The organism is uncultured Chitinophaga sp., from assembly GCF_937898475.1.
In the GTDB taxonomy this organism is placed as follows: domain Bacteria; phylum Bacteroidota; class Bacteroidia; order Chitinophagales; family Chitinophagaceae; genus Chitinophaga.
The window spans coordinates 249,863-273,471 of the sequence record NZ_CALEJS010000041.1; the positions used below are offsets into that span (position 1 = coordinate 249,863).

Below are 23,609 nucleotides of genomic sequence, written 5' to 3' on the forward strand. Positions count from 1 at the left end.
TATGGCAAAATTTGTATTCGTTGTTCCTCCCCTTACGGGCCATATCAATCCTACTTTAAGCGTGGGAGCGGAATTGCTGCTGCGCGGACATGACGTGGGCTGGATCAGCCTGGAAGCTTCGCTGCAGGAGAAACTTCCCCCCGGTGGACAACTACTGCTGGTGAGCTATGATGAAGACCATGCCGCCACACAGGATGGTCCGCGCTATCTGGACGCCATCCGGCAAAAGAATGTTTACGGCGTTGAAAGCATCAAGTTCCTCTATGATGATGTGCTGATCCCACTGAACCGTTACATGTACCCCGGCATTGCACAATGGCTGGACACTGTCCGGCCCGATGTGGTGATCCACGATCATGAACTGTTTGCAGGCGCCATTGCCGCTGCTAAAAAAGGCATCCCCTGCGTCACCACCGTTACCGCTCCTGCTGCAGTAAGGGCCATGGACGATTTACCTAAAGTAAAGGAATGGGGCGACCAGAAGATCATTGCCCTGCAGCAGGAATTGGGCCTGGATACAGACCGTTCCCTGCAATGTTCAGATACCATGGCGCTTGTATTCACCTCGCGCGAGTTCTTTGGCGATAGCGACCTGGAAGACCGCTACAAATTTGTAGGGCCGGTAATACAGCACCGCCCCGCTGTCATCCCTTTTGAATGGGAAAAGTTCTATCACATGGAACACTCTTTGAAGATCCTGGTGTCCATCGGTACCACCTTTGACCACAGCTATAAAAAAGAATTCTTCAGCAAGGTATGCGCAGCATTCGGCAACGAACCGCTCACTGTGGTGGTAGTGTCAGACCCGGCGCTTTTTGAGGAATGGCCCTCCAATTTCATGGTACAGGAAAAAATACCACAGTTGGCATTGCTGCCGCATCTCGATGCCGTGGTATGTCATGGCGGCCATAATACTGTTTGCGAAACACTGGCCGGAGGCCTGCCACTGGTGGTGATACCCATTGCCTATGACCAGTCTTTTGTAGCTGGCAGGGTAACCGCATCGGGCAGCGGGCAACGCCTCAACTTCAAGCGCTTTAAAGCGGAACACCTGCGGCAGGCAGTGCACGAAGTATTGCAGGATCCGCAATACGCCGCAGCCGCGCGCGCCATGCAGCAATCATTTACACAAGCCGGCGGCACCGCGAGAACAGCCGGATTACTGGAACAGCTGGCAGGCAGTCCGTTATCCGTAGCCACAGGAACCTAAACCACAACATGCCATCGACTAAAAAAACAAACAACCATGTCTAAATTCTTATTTGTAGTACCGCCTTTTTTCGGGCATATCAGTCCCACACTCAGTGTTGGCGCCACCTTAATAGGGCGCGGGCACCAGGTGACATGGGTGGGCATACAGGAAATTGCTGCAGAACATATACCGGCAGGCGGCCGCTTTATTGTACCGCATGCAGAACTGGAAGAACACCTGCCGGAGATCCGGCGGATACTGAAAAGACAGGATGATGGTCCCAACATCTCTGGCGCAGAAACACTGAAGCTGGCGCTGGAAGAAACCTATATGCCTTTCTGCCGCTTCATCATGAAAGGACTGGAACGTATTGCAGATGAGTTCCAGCCGGATGTGATCGTCAACGACTGCATCACATTTGCGGGCGCTATCTGTGCCTATAACAAGGGCATTCCCTATGTTACCACCACCCCTGTGCCGCCGGATGTAGGCGGAGACGCCATGAGCGCTCCCAAAGTGCATGCCTGGTGGGTGAGGAATATACTTGAGCTGCAGCAGTCTTTCGGCATCTACGCCAGTACCGCAATAGTGAACTCCGGAGAGCTGAACCTGGTATTCACCTCGCAGGAGTTTGCCGCTATCGCGCAGCCGCCGGAGTATATGAAATTCGTAGGCCCCGTTAAGGGCCGTCCCAATAACACCCCGTTTGACTGGGAACGCCTGGAGAAAGCCGTTGGTCCCAAAGTATATGTATCCCTGGGTACCTTGCTGGTGGATATCCGCAAAGATTTCTTCAGTAAGCTGATAGCAGCATTTGCCGATGAGCCGCTTACCATTGTTGCCGCCACCAGTCCTGACATCTTTGAACAGTGGCCCGATAACTTTATTGTGCAGGGTTATGTGCCGCAAACACAGCTGATCGCTAAAATGGATGCCGTGATCTGCCACGGTGGTTTCAACACCGTAAACGATACTTTCATGAACGGGCTGCCCATGCTTATTACACCTATTGCATATGATCATTTCCATACCGCCTCCCTGATAGAAAAAGCAGGCTGCGGCATCAAACTGCGTTACAAACGCCTGCGGGTAAACGACCTGAAGGCCGCGATGTGGGAAATACTGCGAAACCCGCAGTACCGCAGCGCTGCAGCACATATCAGAGACACCTATATACAGGCGGGCGGTAATGACAAGGCGGTGGAATACCTGGAAACATTCGCCGCCAGCAAACGCCTGGTAGCATTCTAAAGACACACATTATGAAAAGAAAACTACTTTTCCTCGAAAGGTTCATCTATGGGGATGGCACCATACCCAAGAACATCACCTTTACCGTGAAGATACGCGGCGCCATCAGTGAAAGCGCTTTACGCCAGGCGCTGGCCAAGGTACAGGCCAAACATCCGCTGCTCACTGTTGCCGTGCAGGAAGACAGCAAAGGGCAACCCTGGTTTGTGACACCAACACCTGTACCGGAGATCCCCTTACGCATCGTAGAACGGAGTTCGGAAGACGACTGGATGCGGGAGTCTGAAAAGGAGTGCTCACTTCGTTTTGATATGCAGCAAGGACCTTTGCTGCGCATGGTATGGATCCGTTCAGGTGTAGTATCTGATCTTATTATGGTGTGCCATCACTGCATCTGCGATGGCGCTTCCATTGTTACACTTTTCCGCGAAATACTGACACTGACTGATCAGCCAAAGCTGGAGATTGGCCAATACGACTCATTCAACACGATAGAAGACCTGGTGCCCCGCGTGATCCTGGAAGACAGGAAGAACAAACGCAAAGGTCTTATTACCTCCGCCTTCCTCCGGTTGTTCCTGTTCTTTGTGCCCCAAAAGAAAGAGCTGCCCTGGGGTAAAGACTACACCGTTCGCTGGAAGATGGATAAAGCATCCACTGCCGCGCTGGTGCGCCGCTGCAAGGAAGATCGCACCACCGTACATGCAGCGTTGTGCACCGCCTTTCTCTGGGCCTTCCGCCAGGTAAAAGGAAACAAGGCCCGCAACCAGGTCTTTTGTCCGGTGAACCTGCGCAGGTATATTTCGGAGATCAAGGACGATATGCTGTTTGGCTTTGCTTCCAGCACTACTTTATCACTGGAAAAAGATCCTGCCCTGGACTTCTCTGCGCAGGTGAAGAAAGTGAACACCAGGCTGTCTGAAAAACTGGAAAACCTGAAAGTATACGAGGAGATCATGATCAATGAATACTATCACCCGGTAGTGAAAAAGTTGTCGCAATACCTGAGCACGGCCAAAGGCAACAATGATCTTACCTTTTCCAATATGGGACGCCTGGATATTCCCAAGCGCTTCAGCTCCTTTGAAGTGGAGACCGTTCATAACCCCATCCTGGTATTCAAATCGGCCAACCCGAATGGCATTATTGTGAGCACCTTCGATGAGCAGATGAACTTTTCCTTTCTCTCGAATGATGCCTACCTGTCTGAAGAAGAAGCGGCAGCTATCAGGGACAAGGCCATGGAAGCGATAAAAAGCTTAACGCGGAACACAGAACGCTTAACGCAGCATGCGGAATACTAAACGCTGAATAACATGCAGAGAAAACTCATTATCGGTGAAAGGATCATGTACGGCGACGGCAACACGCCGCTGAACAGCGCATTTGTAGCCAGGGTACGGGGCAATATACAATTGCACTACCTGCACCAGGCGCTGGCGAAAGTACAGGCTAAACATCCCCTGTTGAGGGCCGGCGTAGCGCCCGGCAAAAAGGGCCTGCCACATTTTGTGAGCAGCGACCCTATCCCCGCCATACCTGTCCGCATTGTTGAAAGACAACAGGAAGACGACTGGCAGCGGGAGTCTATGACAGAGTGGGCCACACCCTTTGATATGCGTAACGGCCCGCTCTGCAGGATGGTGTGGATACGTGATGCAGCCATTTCCGAGCTGATCCTGGTGTGCCATCACTGCATCTGCGATGGCGTCTCTGTTGCCACCCTGCTGCAGGAAGTGCTCACCGCGCTTGACCAGCCGGATATGGAGCTGCCGCCTTACGATACTTTTCATGACATTGAGGCGCTGATACCCCGTCCCTACCTGGAGAATAAAAAACTGCAGCGTAAAGGTAAACGATCCGCCATACTGGCCTGGCTCACACTCTCCGCAGTATTATGGCGCAAAAAACAACCGCCTAAAGGAAAAGACTACCTGCTGCACTGGAAACTGGACAGGGAAGCATCTGCCGCATTTGTACAACGTTGCAAAGCAGAAGGCACCAGTGTGCATGCGGCCTTGTGTGTAGCGCTGCTGCGCGCTTTCCGGGAAGTACAGGGCAGCCGTGCACGTAACAGGGTGATCACACCGGTGGATATACGCCGTTTCATAGACGCAATTAAACCGGATACACTGTTTGCCTATGCACCCACCGTTAACCTGTCGCTCAACGAAGAAGCGCCCGCTACAGCACGCAGCTTCTGGGTACAGGCCTACCAGCTCAAAGAAGAACTGTCTGCTAAAATAGCTGAGCTGAATGTGTTCATGCAACTGATGATCGGCGAATACATACATAGTTCGCTCAAACTGCTGGTGAAGCTGTTGAAGGTGACCAATGGCAACCACGATGTTACCTTTTCGAATATGGGACGGCTCAACATACCTGAACGCTTCCATAGCTTTGAGGTGGAAACCATCATCAGCCCTACCGTAGCTTTTCCCTGGCGTAACCCGAATACACTGGTGACCACTACCTTCCGCGGACAAATGGATTTCGTGTTCATATCCAACGATGCCTTCCTCCCTTATGAAGACGCGCTGGCCATTAAAGAAGCGGCTATGCGAACGATCATAAAGGAATCCGGGCTGGAGACGGCATTACATGCACCGCTTGCAGGAAGGACAGCTATTAACATTTCTGTTAACGAATGATTTACTTTTCACAACATATGATGTGCGATATTAGTGTTGACATTAAATGAATTTTCCTATTTTATCAGGGGGCTGGATTTCAATCCGGCCCTTATTTTTTTATCATTAACATCGGATTAGCTTCTCCCCATTTTTAACGCCATAATTTTACTGCGGGATTTTAATATCTTATTTTGAGGAATAAGGGATAGACCCTGCTCGTCTGCGCAGGGTTTTTTATTTAAATAATGACCCCTGCTGATACCTGTTGTCACAACAGACACTCCCATATGCATTCAGATAGTAATTTGTATCTTGCCGCATGAATTCTTCATTCGCCTTGATAAGAATAGTATTCATTATTGTTAGCTTTCTGCTCTGTATATCTTCCCCCGGCCACGCGCAACAACTCCTGAAAAAACCGGTTGTTGTTAATGTTAAACAGCAGCCCCTGCTGGTGGTACTGAATGAACTGAGCCGCCAGGGAAAGCTTCACTTTTCCTACACCAGCGATGTGGTTAAAAACGACAGCCTGGTTACCGTTTATGCCCAACATAAATCTATTAAGCAGGTACTGGACATGCTCTTTGGCAATACCCGCCAGTACCGCGAAATAGGTGATCATATCATTATCCAGCACGTGGGCCCTGATCCTTCACGTACCTATACCGTTACCGGTTATGTAAGAGACCGGACCAACGGCAGCTCTATCGCCAATGCCACCGTATATGAAAAGCAGCAGTTCATCTCTACGCTGACCAATAACGAAGGCTTTTTCCGGCTTCGCCTGAAAAGCACCGAACGATATATTACCGCCATTACGGTCAGTAAAGACCTTTACCGCGATACCACCCTTACTGTGCTTCCGGGTATTGACCAGGAAGTGCCCACCATCACCATCCGCCCTGCAGACCCGGTGAACCTGGCGCCGGTAGACATTGGGGTAGACAGAACCTGGCTGGGAAAGTTCTTCCTCTCTTCCAAACAGCGTATGCAGAGCATCAACCTGAAAGGCTTCTTTGCCAACAAACCCTTCCAGTATTCGCTGGTACCCGGACTGGGTACTCACGGACATATGGACGGACAGGTGATCAATAAGTTTTCCATTAACGTTATAGGCGGCTATGCCGCAGGTCTGCACGGTTTTGAGCTGGGCAGCGTGTTCAATATCAATAAAAAGGAGGTCAGCGGTTTCCAGGCCGCCGGCGTATTCAACATCACTGGCGGCCAGGTAAGAGGCGTACAGCTGGCCGGTGTGCATAATATGGTGCTGGATACCCTGAAAGGATTCCAGGCAGCAGGTGCATTCAATATTGTGGAAGGAAAGGTAAAAGGCACACAGATGGCCGGTGTGTTCAACATGGCGAAAGACAGCATGAAAGGCCTGCAGGCGGCTGGCGCTTTCAATATAGTACATGGTACCGTAAAGGGCGCCCAACTGGCGGGTGCATTCAACTACACCGATTCTGTACAACGGGGCTTCCAGGCGGCTGGCGGCGGCAATATCAGCACCAGCGATGTGGAAGGCCTGCAGATGGCAGGCGCCTTTAACTATGCACGGCGCCTGAAAGGTGTACAAATAGGCATTGTGAATATTGCGGACACCTCTTCCGGCTACAGCATCGGCCTGGTGAATATTATTAAAAAAGGCGGCTATTACCGGCTGGCTGTTTCGGCTAATGAGCTCACCCCCTGGAACATTGCCATTAAAACCGGCACTAAAAAATTCTATGGTATACTGCTGGCGGGAGCCAATACAGCACACAATCACAAGCTGTTTAGCTTTGGCTGGGGCTTTGGACGCGAGTGGACGATGAACCAGCGCCTGTCGCTCACCACCGAATTTACTTCGCAGAACGTGTACCTGGGTGAGTGGGAACGTATGCCGCTGTTAACCCGTATACTACCCTCCCTGAATTACCGCTTCGGAAAATACTTCAGCGTGTTTGCCGGGCCCGCACTCTCCATCTACAATACACAGGAAGCGCAGCCTAAAACAGGCTACCGGCAGGATAAGCCCGGCACCATCGGGTGGCAGGCAGGGATCAGTTTATTTTAGCTGTTGGCTTTTAGCTTTTAGCGTATAGCTTTCGGCGTTAAAGATTTTTATCAACGTCTATTCAATGCTTATAAGAACACCACTTATTATTGCAGCTTTTGCGCTGCTGCAGCCTGTTTATGCATCGGCACAGGATGAATACCTGCCCCGCAAGCCGCTGACGCAGCCTGAACGTTTCCTGTTTGACCTTGATTTTAAGCTATAGCGTTTAAGCGATACGGTTATTATTGACCTGTCTTGCAGCGGACGGGTCGGTCTGGTAAGTGAGGACAGATCCGTTCTTTAATATTTCCACAACCCGGTACCCTTTGTAGGCCGTTCCCCAGGTGCCTGCTACGTGTGCATCCCAGAAATAATATTTGCCCTCTTTTTCCCTCATGCCATCCTCATCATGATCATGACCCTGGAATATGGCTTTCAGGTTCTGCTGACGGCTGAACAGTTCTACGATATCCGGACGGTCTATCCCGTACTTGGTCCATTTCACCGGGGTGATGTGCATGAACACAAAGAGGTGTTGATAAGATTTGTATTTATCCAGCAATGCTTTGGTGCGTTCAAGATCAGGCCCGGTATATTCTCCCTTTACATCGGCGGTGTTCAGTACAATAAAGCCGGCATCCTTCTTTGTGAAGCTGTGATCGAAAGGCGTACCCCATACCTGCTCCCAATGCGATTCTTCCGTTCTGTCGTGATTGCCGTGAGAAACATAGTAGGGTACTTTCAGCTGGTCCCATACTATCTTTGCTTCCGGCAGGAACACCGGGTCGTTATGGAAGACATCGCCATTCACCATTACAAAGTCCAGTCCGCGGCCTTTGGCCTCTGCATTCAGCCAGCCGGTCATTTCTTTATGAAGGGCGGCATAATCGGATTTCGGTTCACCGTAATGCCCGTCTGATGCAAGCGCAAAGCGCAGCTTTACATCTTTCTTTGAAGGCAGTGTAAAACCGGCGGGCATAAAAGCGGGCAGCGCATTGCCCATGCCCAGCAGGATCACGCTCTTGATGCTGTTTTGCAGAAAACGTCTGCGGGAGAGTGTCATACAGAATCAGGTTAATGTTTACGAACAGGTGTTATACGAACAGATGCAGTATCAGTACTCCTGCCAGGCCCACAATGGAAACAATGGTCTCCATCATTGACCAGGAACGGAAAGTATCTTTCAATGACAAGTTAAAATATTCCTTGAATAACCAGAAACCGGCGTCATTTACATGGGAAAAGAAGAGACTGCCCGCACCGATAGACAACACCATCAAACTGGGGTCTACATGCAGCTGCCCGATCATGGGCGCCAGTATACCCGCCGTGGTAAGTCCTGCAACGGTAGCAGAGCCCAGCGCTACCCGGATCAGTGCAGCAATGAGCCAGCCCAGCACCAGCGGCTGGATGTTCCAGTCCTGCACAACGGCCGCTATCTGTGTACTTACACCGCTGTCAATAAACACCTGCTTCAGGATGCCCGCGCCGCTTACTATCAACAGCACCATTGCCACATCTTTTACCGCTTCGCCATAGATGTTCATTACCTTTTGCATGGTCATACCCATACCGGTGCCCAGGCTGAAAGTAGCAATGGCAACGGTAAGCATCATTACAACACCCGGTTCGCCAATAAAGGTGAGGAAGTTTTTTACCGGACCATCGCCCGGCATCATGTACAGCAATATAGTAGTGACGATCAGCATCACCACCGGCAGCAGAGAAGATAAAAAGCTGTTGAATGCGCCCGGCAGTTCGCTGAGGGGCCTGGGCGGTACATTGAAACTTTCCAGCGGCCTGGCTTCGATCTTCTTCAGTGTTTTTGCGAACACCGGACCTGCCAGTATCACGGCAGGAACGGCCACCATCACCCCATAGATCAGGGTAAGGCCCATATTGGCGTGGAATTGTCCCACCAGCGCCGCCGGCGCAGGATGCGGCGGCAAAAAGCCATGTGTTACAGAAAGGGATGACAACATGGGCAGCCCGATATATACCGCCGGCAGCTTATACTGGTAAGCTACGGAAAAGATCAGCGGTATGATCAGCACAAAGCCTACATTATAAAACAAAGGAATACCGATGATAAAGCCCGTGAGCATCAGCGCCCAGTTAATATACTTTTCACCGAAGGTTTTCATTAACACCCGTGCAATGCGCTGTGCAGCGCCGCTTTCGGCCACCAGCTTACCCAGCATGGCGCCCAGCACGATCACCACCACCAGTGACCCTAATGTATCGCCAATGCCTTTGTATATTGTTTGCGGCACCTGGTTTAAAGGGATACCCAGCATCAAACCGGTGGCGATAGACACCACCAGGAAAGCCAGGAAAGCATTTACCTTTCCCCAGGAGATCAATAATATCAAACATACAATACAAAGGAAGATGATCAGTAAGGTCATAAATATCTAAACGTTCAAACATGAATTTAATGGGAATCTCTCGCTACTTCAGATCCGGAGTTTCCGGCCAGGAAATCAAAGTCGGCGCCTTTATCTGCCTGCATCACGTGTTTCACATACAGGCTCACATATCCCCGGTCGGTTGGCATATCCAGTTTTTTCCAGCGTTTTTTGCGCTGTTCCAGTACATCTGCCGGTACGTCCAGGTGAAGGCGTCTGCCTGCAACATCAAGCTCGATCATGTCGCCATTTTCTACAAAGGCCAGGGTGCCGCCAATGGCGGATTCCGGTGATACATGCAGTACAACGGTACCGTAGGCCGTGCCGCTCATCCTGCCGTCAGAGATCCTTACCATATCGGTAATGCCTTTATCCAGCAGCTTTTTGGGCAGGGCCATATTGCCTACTTCCGGCATGCCGGGATAGCCAACGGGACCTACGTTCTTCAGCACCATCACACAGGTTTCATCTATATCCAGTGCCGGATCGTCTATCCGTGCATGATAGTCTTCAATGGTTTCAAATACAACGGCTCTGCCGCGGTGCTGCATCAGTGCAGGTGTGGCGGCAGAAGGCTTTATCACTGCTCCGTTCTCCGCCAGATTGCCTTTCAATACGGCAATACCGGCCTCTTTGATCAGCGGATCACTGTAGGGGTAGATCACCTCACGGTTATAACAGTTGCAGGCGCCCTCTATATTCTCTGCGTGTGATTTGCCGCTGACGGTGATGGTGTCCATATGCAGGTGTTCCCGCATTTCATTGAGGATCACCGGCAGGCCGCCCGCATAGTAGAAGTCTTCCATCAGGAATTTACCCGATGGCATCAGGTTAAGCAGCAGGGGTACATGGCTGCCCAGGCGGTCAAAATCCTCCAGGTTCAGCTCTACTCCTACCCTGCCCGCGATGGCCGTGAGGTGTATAATGAAATTGGAAGATCCGCCTACGGCCGCATTTACCTTGATAGCGTTCTCAAAGGCCTGGCGGGTTAATATCCTGGATATTTTCAGGTCTTCTTTCACCATTTCCACGATCCTTCTGCCCGATAGGTGCGCCAGTACTTTCTTCCTGGAATCTACAGCCGGAATAGCCGCAGCGCCGGAGAGCGTCATGCCCAGCGACTCTACCATACAGGCCATAGTAGAGGCAGTGCCCATGGTCATACAATGGCCCGCGCTGCGTGACATACAACTTTCGGCAAACAGGTAGTCTTTCGGGGTCATCTTCCCGGTTTTCATATCATCGGCAAACTTCCATACGTGGGTGCCCGAGCCGATCTGCTGGCCCTGGAAGCGGCCATTCAGCATAGGCCCTCCCGGAACAACGATTGTTGGCAGGTCAACACTGGCTGCGCCCATTAAAGTGGATGGGGTGGTTTTATCGCAGCCCGTCAGCAGCACTACGCCATCTACCGGGTTGCCACGGATAGATTCTTCCGCATCCATGCTGGCTAAGTTCCTGAACAACATGGCGGTGGGCTTCAGCAAAGTTTCGCCCAGCGACATAATAGGAAATTCTACGGGAAAGCCGCCTGCTTCATAAACACCGCGCTTTACTACTTCTGCAATGTCCCGGAGATGGGCGTTACAGGGGGTGAGCTCTGACCAGGTGTTACAGATACCGATCACCGGACGGCCGTCAAAAAGATCTTCGGGGAAGCCCTGGTTCTTCATCCAGCTTCTATAGATGAAACCCATCTTGTCTTTCTTCCCGAACCAGTTAGCGCTTCTGAACGTGGACATGGTATAATTTTTAGTTGTACGATTAACACATTAAATGACAACTTACAAAAAACACCTCATTTTTTTAAAAAAAGAATCTATTTCGCAGTCATCTTCTTCCGGTGCTTCATTCCCCATCTGCTCAATGCCATTATTACCTCCTCCAGGGTGTTGCAATACGGCGTTAACTGGTAACTTACCGTTACCGGTGTTGACCCGGCATCTACTTCCCGGGAAATAAACCCGATCAGCTCCAGTTCTTTCAGTTCATTGGAAAGCACCCGGGCAGAAATACCTTCCACCGTACGCTGTATCTGGTTAAACCGGTTATTGCCGTTATACAGCGCAATGATGATCTGCAATCTCCATTTACCGCCAACGACATATAAGGCATCGCCAACCGACCGCAAAAAGATCTTACATGCTTCATCAGATGGTGCGCAGATCTTTGATGTTTTATTTACCATACTAACCTGAATATTACCACTAACCTTTTGTTTAGTACTATCAAATGATTAGTAAAGGTAGCTAACTTCGCATTACAATTTCAAACAAATAAATGGCTACACTTTTCAGTTCCAAACGACCAAAGCTCAACGGCAAAATAACAACAGCAGCAATCAGTCATGGAGACCAGGTACGTAAATACCGTGTGTACGTTCCTCCAGCATTAAAAGAAAATGCGGCCCTGATTGTAGCGTTGCATGGCAGTAAGACCAATGGCCAGACTTTAAGAAAATATACGGGCTATGAGCTGGATGAACTGGCCGATCATTTGGGGTACCTGGTGATATATCCCGATGGGTACAAAAATACATGGAATGATTGCCGGGCAGACTCCCCCTTTCCTGCACATAAAGCAAACATAGACGATGTAGGTTTCATAAAAAAGCTGGTTGACACCGCACACCGGCAATACCGCATAGATACCAGCAAGGTTTTTGCCTTCGGTTTTTCCAACGGAGGCGGAATGGCGCTCAGGTGTGCCATGGAAGACAACTTTATCAATACTGCCTGTGTAGTAAGCGCCAACCTCCCCACCCTGGAAACCTGCTCATGCCCGGTGCATGGCCACCCGGTAAAGGTAATGCTGGTAAGCGGCACCAAGGATCCCATCATCCCCTACCAGGGTGGTATGGTTACATTTCTTGGTAAAAAGATAGGCACCGTTATGTCTGCATACGAAACGGCAAAAGTATTGGCCGACAGGTGCGGAGCTGCGCTGGTTCAAAAGAATGAGCAGATCGCTGATAATGTGGAATGCCTTAGCTGGCTGAAAGATTCATCGCCGGTGGTAAAACTTTATACCATCCATGAAGGAGGTCATACCATCCCGCAAAGCAGGTTCCGGTTCTTTTCACTGATAACGGGAAAAACGGTGAAGAACTTTGATACGCCTAAAGCCGCCATTGAATTTTTCGGCTTGCTTAACTGAATACGTTCAGAGGTTGTAATACTTTCGTATCATGCGTTCATAAGTTTTCTCCGGCAGGTATTTCTTCAATATCACAGACAACTTTTCTATAGGCTTGCCAACCCGGTAATATCGTTTCACATACCTGCTGTTGATGATCTTCTCAATAACGGGGCAGAAAATACCGGGATCAGATCCGTGATCGATGCTTGCGTCTATCGCTGCATAACCTCTTTCGAAACTGTCTTTATAGGGCGATCCTGCGGGCACGGTTGTTTTTACACGATGCGCATTGATACCCGTGTGTACGGCGCCGGGCTGCAGGCAGCAGGCCTGTATACCATAAGCCGCTGCTTCCAGGCGTAGTGCTTCTGTAAAGCGGTCTACCGCTGCTTTGCTGCCGCTGTAAATGCCCCGGTAGGGTAATCCCATTTCCGATCCGATGGAGCTGATGTTGATGATCAGTCCCCTGCCTGCTTTACGCATGTGCGGCATCACGGCCTGACAGGTTCGTACCACGCCGAAAAAATTGGTGTCAAAGATCTGCTGCACATCGGCCAGCGACAGGTGTTCGGTAACGCCTGCAATGCTTAGTCCTGCGTTGTTGATTAGCACATCAATGCGCGACTCCTGCTGCAGGATGGTGTTCACCGCCTGCTGTACACTGGCCTCACTGTTGACGTCCATCTGCAGGGTGGTAAATGACTGCGTCCCGGCTTTGATGTTCCGGGACGTGCCATACACCCTGTATCCTTTTGCGTATAAATAATTACCGATGGCAGCGCCTAATCCTGCAGACGCGCCGGTGATGAGTATAACCTTTGACATGGGAAGAATAGCTTTCAGCTGTTGGCTTTTAGCTGTTGGCTGTTGGTAAATGTCTAACAGCTAAAGCTAACGGCTAACAGCCAGCAGCTCATTATTATATGCTTTGTAAGTGGCTACCAGGTCTCTGAACAGTTCAGATAGCCGTTCCCATTTGCCTTCTTCTATCAGCTTCTGGGGGAACAGCTGGCTGCCTAAACCGAGTCCGGCGGCGCCTGCTTTCAGGAAGTCCGTCAGGTTATCCAGGCTGATACCGCCCGTAGGTAACAGTTTCAGGTAATTCATCGGGGCCAGGATCTCTTTTATATAAGAGGCGCCCAGTTTGGTAGCCGGAAACACTTTCACCATGGTAGCGCCCAGGTGCCAGGCTTTATATATTTCCGTTGGAGAATATGCGCCGGGAAAAACGGGTACCTGCTGTTGTACGCAGGCTTTGATCACCTCTTCCTGCAGGATGGGGGTGACGATGAACTGCGCACCGGCGGCCAGCGCCTTTTCCAGGTCTTCGAGGGTGCATACCGTTCCCGCGCCGATGTTCAGCTTTCCTTCAAAATCCTGTACCAGCCGGGTGATGGTGGTGAGGGCCTCGTCGGAGTTCATGGTCACTTCCAGGTTCGTGAGACCTGCTTCAGCGTAATAACGGGCGAGTATGGGCACGGTGAGCGGGGGTACATTACGCAGTATACCTACGATGGGTATTTTGTCAAATAATTCACGTGAAAATTTACCAGGCATGGTGTTGTACTGTTAAGTGATTGAATATAGAATACTGTCCTCTGATCACTGCTTCTTCTATCCATTGTGCGGGCAGAATGTTGCTGCGCTGCATTAGTCCGAGAACGTCCAACGCTGCCGCATAATGTTTTTCCAGGTGGGAGCCGCCGCACAGGCAGATCTGTCCGTTGCCTGCTGCCAGGGATTGCAGTTCTGCGCCAATCAGCAGGCCGCTGAGATAATCCAGGTTCTCTGTGCTGGTAAGATGACCGAACAGCTGGTTTGTCCTGACACGGAAAATGGCGTGCAGCAGGCTGTCTTTTGCGCCGGCCATCACTCCTTCCCTGAAACTGCTGCTGAGCGGAGACTGCGAAGCCCCTTCGGGTGCAGCTACCGCATCTTTCAGAATGCTGTGCCGCCGCAGCAGTTCAAACAGCTCGCCGGTCATAAAGGTCTGGAAACCGGTGGCTGCTCCGTTCTTCACCTGTATATGTTTGGAATGTGTACCCGGGAAAATGTAGGTGGCCTCCCCGGCCGTCCTGGTTCCCCCAATGCAGCCTATCAGCTGGGTTTCTTCTCCCCTCATCACATCATCTTCGCTGCGTATGCCTGAGATCAGCAGCACATCATGCGGAAGGTTGTCGCCGGCGGGCTCCAGGCGGGTCAATATACCACGGCCGTCTGTGGCAAAAGGCAGGCTGCCGTAGGGCAGCTCCATCATACCAATGGAGGAGGAAGCCATGCCCGAAATAATCAACGGTATGCCTCCTGGTAGGGGACCTGCCTGTTGTTCAATGCTTTGGATAGCGGATCTGATCCTGTCTGTGTAAAAACGCCACCTTTCCGTGGAGCCCTGCAAACCTGCATTCTGCCAGGCCTGCCAGGTGGCGGCAATACCATTACCGGTATGTATGGCTGCTATGGTAGTCAGCGCAGGGGCTTGTACCAGTCTTAAACGGAAGGAGGAAGTACCCCAATCGCAGCTCAGGAATTTGTCCATACCATGAAGTTACAAAAGCCAATGGCCAAAATCCAAATACCAGATTCCAAATTCCAAAAACCAATTCCAAAGTTGGGAAGCCGCCGGCTAACTGTTCTGTTCCCTCTGGAATTTAAAATTTTAACCTAATTTCCAATAGCCAATGCCATATCGCATGATCCTGAGCTTTAAGGCAATCCCCGGTGTTGCTTTCACCTACATTGCTTTTTTTGTGCCCCTTTTACAGAGTACTACAGCTGAAGCACAGCTGAAAGCGGATTTTACCCCCAGTAAAACAAGTGATTGCGAAAGCCTGATTACGACGTTCAATGATAATTCTACCGGCAGCCCGGTTTCCTGGCAATGGGACCTGGGTAACGGTGCTACCTCTACGCAGCAAAGCCCCGGCGCTTCCTATACCTCGCCCGGCACCTATAAAGTGACGCTGACGGTAAAAGATGCGGCGGGTAATACCAGCTCTGCAGAAAAGAGCGTTACCGTATGGGCTAGACCCCAGCCAGATTTTACCGCCAGCCCTGCCAAAGGCTGTATTCCCTTTGATGTCACATTCACGGATAGATCAAACCCGGTAAACGGTACCATCAGTACCTACAGCTGGGACTTCGGTGATGGCAACACCGGTTCCGGCAGCAACCCCGTGCATACCTACAAAAACGTAATGTCGCCCACCGTTACGCTGACCGTTACCAACAGCAATGGCTGTACGGCGTCTAAATCAATCAGCAATATTGTGGATGCAGGCCCTGCCCTGGTAGCCGGTTTCAGCGTATCTGACAGGTTCCTGTGCACTGTACCCGGCGAATTGCGTATCACCAACACTTCCAGCGGTCCGGGTGTCCTCACCTATCAATGGGATTTTGGCGATGGCGGCACAGCTACCGGCGCTACCCCGGCCGCGCATACCTATACCCAAAGGGGCGTTTACAAGGTGAAGCTCACAGTAACCAACGACAGGGGCTGCACTGCTACCAAAACCTCCGCGGATATCAATGTAGCCAATTTTAAAACGGATTTTCAGCTGCCGGAGAGCATTTGTGAGAACAATTCTACCAGCTTCACCGCCGCCAACACCCCAAAGGCCAACAGCCTGAGCTGGAGTGTTGATAAAGGTTACATTGGTAATGGCGAGTCTCCTGATTACACCCCCGAAGGCGCCGGCACCGTAAAAGTAACGATGACTGCCAACTATGGTACCTGCCAGGAAACCATAACGAAGGATTATGTAGTAAAACCCGCGCCTAAAGCCAGCTTCTCCACCGATCAGCAGGCTATCTGCGATGTACCGGTGATCGTACAGCTGACCGACCAGTCGCAGGGCGCTACCAGCTGGAACTGGAATTTTGGCAACGGGCAAACATCTGCGCAGCAACATCCCACGGCCACCTATAACAGCCTTGGGAATTTCAACATAAGGCTAACGGCAGCCAATGCGTCCGGGTGTACCAGCACCGCAGAAACATATGTGCAGGTGCAAAAACCGGAAGTCACCATCTACCCGGCCCTCTCCAGCGTTTGCGAAGGGCATACCGCCAGTTTCTACGGCACCATCAGCGACGGCGACACTATCGCTACCTATGACTGGGATTTTGGGGATGGCAGCCCCAGGTCAACAGCTGCCCGGCCTTCGCACATCTATAATAACGCAGGCGTGTACCCGGTGGTACTGAACTATACCACTACCCGGGGCTGTAAAGGCACAGCAAGTACCAGCGAACCTGTCAGGATCTATGAAAAACCGGTTCCTGATTTTTCCTCTCCCGAAGCACCCCAGATCTGCGGTAACAACCAGGTGCATTTCAATGCCACCACAAACATCGGTCAAAACTTTTCCTGGAATTTCGGCGATGGTACACGTGGACACGGGCAACATACCACGCATAGCTACCGGGCGCCTGGCACCTATTCGGTAACACTGACCGTTTCCAATAACGGTTGCACCGAAAGCATTACCAAACCTGCGTACATCACTGCCGTGAATCCCTTCCCCCGCTTCAGCATGCAGGACATTAACTGTGACCAACGTACAACTATCAGCTTTGACGAACATTCTCCGGGCGACATCAGCAGCTGGAAATGGGACTGGGGAGACGGAAAGGAAAACACCTACACCAGTAAAACAACTCCGGTCAGACATACATATGATCAAACAGGTGTATACCAGGTGAAGCTTACGGTAACAAATGGCGTCTGTACCAGTTCAGATTCTGCGGATATTAACGTGTATGCACCAACGCCTGTTATCATCACTGCTGACAAAACAACCTTGTGCGGCAACGAAGTACTCACCACCCGTGTAACGTCTATTGACAGATCTATATATGACAGTTCTTACTACAACTGGCACATTTCAGATGGGACGCCTGCCACCTGGGATACCAACAACTACGATGTGGCCAGTTTTGTCAACCTCAGACCCGGAAATGATACCATCCGCTACATAGCGCGTAATCACCAGGGATGTCTGGACTCCAGCAATAACGTAATAGTGAATGTACATGGCCCTATTGCAAAATTCGCATCACCGGATGTACAGGAATGCCGCGGCACGGAGCTGACCTTTACTGACCAGACAGACATTACCTATGGAAAGCCCATCAAAAGCTGGACCTGGGATTTTGGCGATGGCAGCGGCGCCCAAGTATTTACGGCACCGCCTTTCAAATACACTTATAACAGATCCGGTTACTTCTATCCTTCACTGATGGTGACAGATGAAGACGGCTGTACCGACTCCATTACCGGCAGCTATCTCCAGGTGAACGGCCCCAATGCTGATTTCAGGCCCAGTGCTTCACTGATACCGCCGGGCGGTAATGTAAGGTTCAGTAATCTCACTACGGAAACAGGTGGTGATCCCTCCTATGAATGGGACTTCGGGGATAATACCACTTCTACCGGTTTTAGTCCGCTGAAGAACTATCCCGACAAAGGCATTTATACCGTAAAGCTGCTGGTGAAAGATGACCTGGGTTGTACAGACAGCGCTAAAAAACAAATAAAGGTATCCAGGGTAAGCGCCGGCTTTACCGTTACCACTTCATTTGTGAATAACAGTGGTTGTCCGCCGGTGGTTGCCCGCTTCACCAATACATCTGTTAACTATACCAGCGTTTACTGGGATTTTGGCGATGGCAGCTTTGCCACCATTCCCAATCCTTCTCATACCTATACCTATGTAGGAAAATTTAAGGTGAAGCTGAAAGTAGTGGGCGATGCCGATACTGAAGATGAATATGAACAGGAAGTGGAAGTAAAAGGCCCTTATGCCACCATCGCTACCTCCTCTTACGGCGGCTGTCTTACAAAGGAGATCGAGTTTAAAGTATCTGCATTGAACGCGGTTAATTATGCCTGGGACTTTACAGATGGCAATGTAATGGAAACAACCGATTCTACCATCAAACATACCTTTAAAGATCCGGGGGTTTACAGGCCACGCCTCATCCTTTACGATTCCGGCGGGTGTAAAGGCACTGCCTTCCTGGACAGCGCCATCGTGGTAGACAAACTGGATGTGCGGCTGGATGCCGATCCCGCTTATGTATGCGATTCGGGCTGGATCACTTTCAACCCAACATTCAACAGCTATTCTATTGACGAGCTGCAATACCAGGCAACATATAAATGGACCTACGAAGCAGACCTCCCTGCAGAAAATGAGACCAGCGCCAATCCCGGTTTCTACCTGGATAAAGTACAGGCCTATACGTTCACCCTCAGTACTACTACCGCTGTGGGCTGTACGCAGACGGTAAGCAAGACCGTGCAGGTTTATCCCAAGCCGGAGCTGAGCATTACAGGCCCCTTACAAGCCTGCCAGGATGCGCCCGTCAGCTTCAGCGGAACGGTGGCCAGGGTGAATGATGTCAGCTGGAAATGGGATTTTGGCAATGGTAATACCAGCAATGTACAGGCGCCTGCAGACCAGGTATACAGCAACACCGGCGCTGCCGCCGTTGTACTGACGGCCAGCAGTAAAGACGGCTGCAGCGATACAGCGCAGCATAACATCAGCATCCTGCCCAAACCGGTGGTCAATGCGGCGGCCACACCGTCGGTGATATGCCTGGGTAACAGCACCACACTCAGTGCGGGCGGCGGTGTTACTTACCAGTGGTCGCCCGCCGAAGACCTGGACAATCCGCAGGCAGCCAACCCTGTTGCCTCTCCGAAAGTAAACAGCACCTATACCGTCAGCGTAACGGATGCCAACGGCTGTAACAATACAGACCAGGTGAGCATCCGCGTAGCGCAACCCTTTACCATACAGGCCACGCCGGATACCGTTATCTGCCTGGGACATGTGCTCCCCCTGCGTGCGTGGGGAGCAGATCATTATGTTTGGCAGGGACCTGGCCTGGATAATGCAAACAGCCAGTTTCCAAATGCCAGCATCCAGGCGCCGGGCAATTTTACCTACCAGGTAACCGGTTATGACGCCGATGGCTGCTTTACCCATGACACCTCCCTGGTAGTAGATGTACGCCCCTTACCCACCGTGAATGCAGGACCCGACCAGGCCTCCATGGCGGGTGTTGCGCTCACGCTCACCGCCACCGGCAGCCCGGATGTGATCAAATGGAGCTGGACACCCGCGGAATTCCTGGATTGCGCTAACTGCCCCACTACATCGGCCCTGCCCAACCTTTCCACCCAATACCAGGTGGAAGTGGAAAACAGATACGGCTGTAAGGCGATGGATGAAGTGCTGGTGAAGGTTACATGCGACAAAGGTGCGGTGTTCCTGCCTACTGCTCTCACCCCCAACAGGGACGGCAGGAATGAGTGGTTCTATCCCAAAGGCCGCGGCATCAAAGAAGTGTCGTGGATGCGCATCTTTGACCGCTGGGGCACCCTGGTATTTGAAAGATCGCATTTCCAGATCAACAATGCCAACGCGGGCTGGGATGGCAGCTGGAAAAACCAGCTGGCGCCTATGGGTACGTACGTGTATGCTTTGGAAACCGTGTGCGAAGATGGCACTACCTTCCTGTTCAGGGGCACTGTGACGATAATCAAATAAGCTTCCTATTTCATAATTGTTATCGTATTTTGGTATAGCAACCAAAATCGAAAACCAATGAAGACACATCCGCTTGTACTGTTCCTGCTTATGGCCCCTGTGCTGGCCATCGCCCAGGTAATAGAACTGGATCAGCGTATAGCCGGCGTCAAAGACTCTGTTATTGCCTGGAGAAGACATCTCCATCAGCATCCCGAGCTTTCCAACCGGGAATATCGTACAGCCGCTTACGTGGCCGCACACCTGAAAAGACTGGGACTGGAAGTGCAGACAGGCGTTGGCAAAACCGGCGTAGTTGGCATCCTGAAAGGCGGCAAGCCCGGCCCGGTGGTAGCCTTGCGCGCCGATATGGACGCCCTGCCCGTATACGAAAGATCACAGCTTCCCTTTAAATCAGTTGATTCTGCTGAATACCTCGGGCAAAAAGTACCGGTTATGCATGCCTGCGGGCATGACAGCCATGTGGCCATCCTGCTGGGCACTGCCCAGGTGCTGAGCGCCAGTAAAAAAGACCTGCCCGGTACCGTAAAATTCATCTTCCAGCCTGCTGAAGAAGGTCCTCCGGGCGATGAAGAAGGCGGCGCACCCCTGATGATCAAAGAAGGTGTGATGGATAACCCGAAAGTAGACGCGATCTTTGGTCTGCACATTAATTCACAGACGCCCATCGGTAAGATAAAGTTTAAATCAGGAGCAGAAATGGCTTCGAGCGACTGGTTCACCGTTAAAGTGAAAGGGAAGCAATCCCATGGTTCGCAACCCTGGAGCGGTATAGACCCGGTGGTAGTGGCCACGCAGATCATCCAGGGTTTCCAGACCATTGTGAGCAGGCAAATGGAGCTGACCAAAGCCCCGGTGGTGATCACGGTAGGCAAGATCAATGCAGGCGTGCGTCCCAACATCATACCCGAAGAGCTGGTGATGGAAGGCACCATCCGCACGCTCGACAGCAAAATGCAGCAGCAGGTGCATGAGCGCATGAAGATCACCGCCACAAACATTGCAGCTGCAGCCGGCGCTACCGCAGAAGTAGTGATTGATACAAAAACGAAAGTTACCTATAACGATCCCACGCTGGTGAAAATGATGACGCCCTCTATTGAGGCCGCCGCGGGAAAAGAGAATGTATATGAAACGGAATGGACCACCGGCGCTGAAGACTTCTCTTTCTTTGGCGACAAAGCGCCCGCCTTTTTCTTCTTCCTGGGCGGCATGCCCGCCAACCAGGAAGCGGCTAAAGCTGCAGCGCATCATACGCCCGACTTCTTTATTGACGACTCAAAACTAGACGTAGGCGTTAAAGTGTTTTGCCAGCTGGTGTTTGATTATGCTAAGCTGAAGAAAGGGTGATGGGGGCTTCATCCCATCCCCCTCTCCTACTTCGGCCGCACCGCCTGCCTCGCCAGCAACTTCCACCCGCCGCCTTCTTTCACCCATACCAGCAGTACGTTTAAGTGCACCGTACCTGCCTGGCCGTTGTCTTTCGTGTCTCCATCGAGGGTGTGACGTACGATGGCGGTATTACCGGCTACGGTGATGGTCTGATCAGACAGGTTCAATGTTACAAAGTCTGATTTTCCGCTTACCAGCGCTTCTACAAAAGCGGCTTTATCTTCGATCTTGCCGCTGGAATGGCCGTAGCTGAGGCGGTTGTCTGCTATTTTTTCAAGCGAAGCCTTATCGCCGTCTAACAGCGCTTTACGCAGGCTTTCTACCGCCTGGCCAACTGCTTTTTCATCTTTGGATTGTGCAGAAGCAATGTGCATCATGGCACAGCAAACGAGGAATAATAAAGGGCGTTTCATTACCAGGTATTTGATTACCTTAAAAGTAATCAATAATATTTGGTATCGCAACTCATGACAAGGGACGCTGTCAGCGTTTTTCCCTTGCCGTTATATACCCGTTGAAGGTGATCGGCTGCCGGTTATTACTCAGCACCTGCAGGGAACCATAACCTTCTTCGGAGATCATCAGCGACATCTGGCGTACATCGTTCGCATCTTTCGGCCTGATCACAATGTCCCATCCTCCTTTGCGTTTATTTTCTATGGTATATTCAAAGTCCTTTGATTTGAACTGTAAGCCTCCCTTTGAAGGATCGATCGGTGCGGTATAGGCACGGCCAAAATAAGGCAGGTAGCTGATAATGGAATCTTTCGCTATCTTGAGATCGTAATCAGTGGTGAGCTGCCTGCTGCGTCCCCCCATGGGTAGCATGGTCTGTGCTTTGAATACGTAGGAGCGGGCGTCTATCAGTTCTTTTATTTCCGCTTTCTTATCCTGTGCAAGCATCGTCTTTGTACTGGCCAGGCCAATGGCCAGGCATAACATTCCCTTCAATAACTGTTTCATGACTCTGTACATTTTAATAATTTTATACCAAGTATCCTGTATTATGCGTTCACCCATCTACTGTATCATCGCCCTGCTTTTATGCAATACTGCCCGATCACAGCAAACAGACTCCATAAAATATGCCAACGGTTACCTGTATTATCATACATACGGTAAAGGCGCCCCTGTTATTGTTCTGACCGGCGGCCCCGGTAATTCCTACCGCCAGCAGGAAGCAGTGGCCATGGAACTGGGTAAGTCCTATAAGGCTATCCTGCTTGAACAGCGGGGCACCGGGCGTTCCATTCCTGCCCCCTTTGATTCCACTACCATTACTTTGGAGTCGGCCATAGCCGATGTGGGCCGCCTGCAGGATCACCTGCAGATCAAACAGGCGCTTATTTACGGCCATTCCTGGGGCGCGATGCTGGCTATGTGCTATGCGGCCACGCATCCTGAAAAAGTGAAGGCCCTGGTACTGGTAGCGCCCGGCTATTATAAAATATCGCAGGAGCTTTTTGCCGTGCACCTGGCTAATGTAAGATCCAGGTTAGGCCTGGCGGAGCTGCGGCAGCTGGACTCCCTGTCCGCAAAAACAAACCGGAGCGCGGAAGAAGCGGCTGCTTACGACCGCCTGGTCCGTTATGGCTACATTTACAATAAGTACAAGATAGACAGCCTTTTACCACAGATTAATGCCGCCCCCTCCAATGCCACCATGCGCGACCTGATGATCAAAGACCTTATGCGCAGCGGATATGACCTTACGGCGCGTCCCGCATTAAGCCGTTATAAAGGCCCCATCCAGGTGATCTCCGGCCGCCAGGATGCACTTGCCTTCTACACCTACGAGCTGAAGATCATCCACCCCTCCATGCAACTGCACTGGATCCAGGAATCCGGACATTTCCCGATGTTTGAGCAACCGAAAGCGTTTTATGACACGCTATCACAGGTATTACAAAAATTGTGAACATTTGACAGTCAGAGAGACTAAAAGTTTAAAGGTTTGAAAGTTTGATCACGTTCGCGAACGTTTCAAACCTTTAAACT

19 protein-coding genes are annotated in these 23,609 nt (G+C 51.1%); 10 read left to right on the plus strand and 9 right to left on the minus strand.

Annotated elements, in window-relative coordinates; genetic code table 11:
* Window position 1: 1 nt before the first annotated feature.
* From Q0577_RS25355 to Q0577_RS25380, 6 genes are all read left to right on the plus strand, one after another.
* Window positions 2–1,210, plus strand: a complete 1,209-nt coding sequence (locus Q0577_RS25355) for a nucleotide disphospho-sugar-binding domain-containing protein (protein ID WP_298741346.1) — start codon at window positions 2–4, stop codon at window positions 1,208–1,210.
* A gap of 36 nt (window positions 1,211–1,246) precedes the next feature.
* Complete coding sequence (locus tag Q0577_RS25360; RefSeq protein ID WP_298741348.1) at window positions 1,247–2,443, plus strand: nucleotide disphospho-sugar-binding domain-containing protein; 1,197 nt, start codon at window positions 1,247–1,249, stop codon at window positions 2,441–2,443.
* 11 nt (window positions 2,444–2,454) lie between these two features.
* Window positions 2,455–3,747 (plus strand): condensation domain-containing protein, encoded by a 1,293-nt coding sequence (locus Q0577_RS25365; protein ID WP_298741350.1) that lies wholly within the window; start codon window positions 2,455–2,457, stop codon window positions 3,745–3,747.
* Window positions 3,748–3,759: 12 nt separating this feature from the next.
* Window positions 3,760–5,094 (plus strand): condensation domain-containing protein, encoded by a 1,335-nt coding sequence (locus Q0577_RS25370; protein WP_298741352.1) that lies wholly within the window; start codon window positions 3,760–3,762, stop codon window positions 5,092–5,094.
* A 301-nt stretch (window positions 5,095–5,395) separates the two neighbouring features.
* Window positions 5,396–7,132, plus strand: coding sequence for a hypothetical protein (locus Q0577_RS25375; RefSeq protein ID WP_298741354.1), 1,737 nt, complete (start codon window positions 5,396–5,398; stop codon window positions 7,130–7,132).
* A 64-nt stretch (window positions 7,133–7,196) separates the two neighbouring features.
* On the plus strand, window positions 7,197–7,337 hold the full coding sequence (locus Q0577_RS25380; RefSeq protein ID WP_298741356.1) for a hypothetical protein: 141 nt from the start codon (window positions 7,197–7,199) through the stop codon (window positions 7,335–7,337).
* Between the two features lie 3 nt (window positions 7,338–7,340).
* Here Q0577_RS25380 and Q0577_RS25385 read toward each other — a convergent pair whose 3' ends face one another.
* The 4 genes from Q0577_RS25385 to Q0577_RS25400 form a co-directional block, all read right to left on the minus strand.
* Window positions 7,341–8,177: a metallophosphoesterase gene (locus Q0577_RS25385; RefSeq protein WP_298741359.1), complete on the minus strand. Its 837-nt coding sequence runs from the start codon at window positions 8,175–8,177 to the stop codon at window positions 7,341–7,343.
* A gap of 31 nt (window positions 8,178–8,208) precedes the next feature.
* Entirely contained in the window at window positions 8,209–9,522 is a 1,314-nt protein-coding gene (locus Q0577_RS25390) for a gluconate:H+ symporter (protein WP_298741361.1), read from the minus strand.
* A gap of 26 nt (window positions 9,523–9,548) precedes the next feature.
* Window positions 9,549–11,264 (minus strand): IlvD/Edd family dehydratase, encoded by a 1,716-nt coding sequence (locus Q0577_RS25395; protein ID WP_298741363.1) that lies wholly within the window; start codon window positions 11,262–11,264, stop codon window positions 9,549–9,551.
* Between the two features lie 77 nt (window positions 11,265–11,341).
* Window positions 11,342–11,710, minus strand: a complete 369-nt coding sequence (locus tag Q0577_RS25400) for a helix-turn-helix domain-containing protein (RefSeq protein ID WP_298741365.1) — start codon at window positions 11,708–11,710, stop codon at window positions 11,342–11,344.
* 92 nt (window positions 11,711–11,802) lie between these two features.
* On the opposite strand from Q0577_RS25400, the gene Q0577_RS25405 reads away from it, so the two are divergent.
* On the plus strand, window positions 11,803–12,678 hold the full coding sequence (locus Q0577_RS25405) for a PHB depolymerase family esterase (protein ID WP_298741367.1): 876 nt from the start codon (window positions 11,803–11,805) through the stop codon (window positions 12,676–12,678).
* Window positions 12,679–12,684: 6 nt separating this feature from the next.
* Here Q0577_RS25405 and Q0577_RS25410 read toward each other — a convergent pair whose 3' ends face one another.
* The 3 genes from Q0577_RS25410 to Q0577_RS25420 form a co-directional block, all read right to left on the minus strand.
* The gene (locus Q0577_RS25410) at window positions 12,685–13,485 is read right to left on the minus strand and encodes an SDR family oxidoreductase (RefSeq protein WP_298741369.1); all 801 of its coding nucleotides are present in this window, start codon (window positions 13,483–13,485) and stop codon (window positions 12,685–12,687) included.
* A 66-nt stretch (window positions 13,486–13,551) separates the two neighbouring features.
* Complete coding sequence (locus Q0577_RS25415) at window positions 13,552–14,217, minus strand: bifunctional 4-hydroxy-2-oxoglutarate aldolase/2-dehydro-3-deoxy-phosphogluconate aldolase (RefSeq protein ID WP_298741371.1); 666 nt, start codon at window positions 14,215–14,217, stop codon at window positions 13,552–13,554.
* Window positions 14,207–15,196 (minus strand): 2-dehydro-3-deoxygalactonokinase, encoded by a 990-nt coding sequence (locus Q0577_RS25420; RefSeq protein ID WP_298741373.1) that lies wholly within the window; start codon window positions 15,194–15,196, stop codon window positions 14,207–14,209. Before Q0577_RS25420 ends, Q0577_RS25415 begins: the two co-directional genes overlap by 11 nt.
* A gap of 154 nt (window positions 15,197–15,350) precedes the next feature.
* Here Q0577_RS25420 and Q0577_RS25425 point away from each other — a divergent pair, with 154 nt between their 5' ends.
* Together Q0577_RS25425 and Q0577_RS25430 are read left to right on the plus strand one after the other, a co-directional pair.
* The gene (locus Q0577_RS25425) at window positions 15,351–20,219 is read left to right on the plus strand and encodes a PKD domain-containing protein (RefSeq protein WP_298741375.1); all 4,869 of its coding nucleotides are present in this window, start codon (window positions 15,351–15,353) and stop codon (window positions 20,217–20,219) included.
* A 57-nt stretch (window positions 20,220–20,276) separates the two neighbouring features.
* Complete coding sequence (locus Q0577_RS25430) at window positions 20,277–21,569, plus strand: amidohydrolase (protein ID WP_298741377.1); 1,293 nt, start codon at window positions 20,277–20,279, stop codon at window positions 21,567–21,569.
* Between the two features lie 26 nt (window positions 21,570–21,595).
* On the opposite strand, the gene Q0577_RS25435 is transcribed toward Q0577_RS25430, so the two are convergent.
* Together Q0577_RS25435 and Q0577_RS25440 are read right to left on the minus strand one after the other, a co-directional pair.
* Entirely contained in the window at window positions 21,596–22,024 is a 429-nt protein-coding gene (locus Q0577_RS25435) for a nuclear transport factor 2 family protein (protein WP_298741379.1), read from the minus strand.
* A gap of 70 nt (window positions 22,025–22,094) precedes the next feature.
* Window positions 22,095–22,574, minus strand: a complete 480-nt coding sequence (locus Q0577_RS25440; RefSeq protein WP_298741381.1) for a DUF4251 domain-containing protein — start codon at window positions 22,572–22,574, stop codon at window positions 22,095–22,097.
* Window positions 22,575–22,617: 43 nt separating this feature from the next.
* Between Q0577_RS25440 and Q0577_RS25445 the strand changes: the two genes are divergently transcribed.
* The gene (locus Q0577_RS25445) at window positions 22,618–23,529 is read left to right on the plus strand and encodes an alpha/beta hydrolase (RefSeq protein ID WP_298741383.1); all 912 of its coding nucleotides are present in this window, start codon (window positions 22,618–22,620) and stop codon (window positions 23,527–23,529) included.
* Window positions 23,530–23,609 lie beyond the last annotated feature (80 nt).

Excerpts from the sequence above, each read along its gene's own strand:
- Q0577_RS25355 (WP_298741346.1), top strand. The coding sequence starts at position 2 with ATGGCAAAATTTGTATTCGTTGTTCCTCCCCTTACGGGCCATATCAAT.
- Q0577_RS25360 (WP_298741348.1), top strand. The coding sequence starts at position 1,247 with ATGTCTAAATTCTTATTTGTAGTACCGCCTTTTTTCGGGCATATCAGT.
- Q0577_RS25365 (WP_298741350.1), top strand. The coding sequence starts at position 2,455 with ATGAAAAGAAAACTACTTTTCCTCGAAAGGTTCATCTATGGGGATGGC.
- Q0577_RS25370 (WP_298741352.1), top strand. The coding sequence starts at position 3,760 with ATGCAGAGAAAACTCATTATCGGTGAAAGGATCATGTACGGCGACGGC.
- Q0577_RS25375 (WP_298741354.1), top strand. The coding sequence starts at position 5,396 with ATGAATTCTTCATTCGCCTTGATAAGAATAGTATTCATTATTGTTAGC.
- Q0577_RS25380 (WP_298741356.1), top strand. The coding sequence starts at position 7,197 with ATGCTTATAAGAACACCACTTATTATTGCAGCTTTTGCGCTGCTGCAG.
- Q0577_RS25385 (WP_298741359.1), bottom strand. The coding sequence starts at position 8,177 with ATGACACTCTCCCGCAGACGTTTTCTGCAAAACAGCATCAAGAGCGTG.
- Q0577_RS25390 (WP_298741361.1), bottom strand. The coding sequence starts at position 9,522 with ATGACCTTACTGATCATCTTCCTTTGTATTGTATGTTTGATATTATTG.
- Q0577_RS25395 (WP_298741363.1), bottom strand. The coding sequence starts at position 11,264 with ATGTCCACGTTCAGAAGCGCTAACTGGTTCGGGAAGAAAGACAAGATG.
- Q0577_RS25400 (WP_298741365.1), bottom strand. The coding sequence starts at position 11,710 with ATGGTAAATAAAACATCAAAGATCTGCGCACCATCTGATGAAGCATGT.
- Q0577_RS25405 (WP_298741367.1), top strand. The coding sequence starts at position 11,803 with ATGGCTACACTTTTCAGTTCCAAACGACCAAAGCTCAACGGCAAAATA.
- Q0577_RS25410 (WP_298741369.1), bottom strand. The coding sequence starts at position 13,485 with ATGTCAAAGGTTATACTCATCACCGGCGCGTCTGCAGGATTAGGCGCT.
- Q0577_RS25415 (WP_298741371.1), bottom strand. The coding sequence starts at position 14,217 with ATGCCTGGTAAATTTTCACGTGAATTATTTGACAAAATACCCATCGTA.
- Q0577_RS25420 (WP_298741373.1), bottom strand. The coding sequence starts at position 15,196 with ATGGACAAATTCCTGAGCTGCGATTGGGGTACTTCCTCCTTCCGTTTA.
- Q0577_RS25425 (WP_298741375.1), top strand. The coding sequence starts at position 15,351 with ATGATCCTGAGCTTTAAGGCAATCCCCGGTGTTGCTTTCACCTACATT.
- Q0577_RS25430 (WP_298741377.1), top strand. The coding sequence starts at position 20,277 with ATGAAGACACATCCGCTTGTACTGTTCCTGCTTATGGCCCCTGTGCTG.
- Q0577_RS25435 (WP_298741379.1), bottom strand. The coding sequence starts at position 22,024 with ATGAAACGCCCTTTATTATTCCTCGTTTGCTGTGCCATGATGCACATT.
- Q0577_RS25440 (WP_298741381.1), bottom strand. The coding sequence starts at position 22,574 with ATGAAACAGTTATTGAAGGGAATGTTATGCCTGGCCATTGGCCTGGCC.
- Q0577_RS25445 (WP_298741383.1), top strand. The coding sequence starts at position 22,618 with ATGCGTTCACCCATCTACTGTATCATCGCCCTGCTTTTATGCAATACT.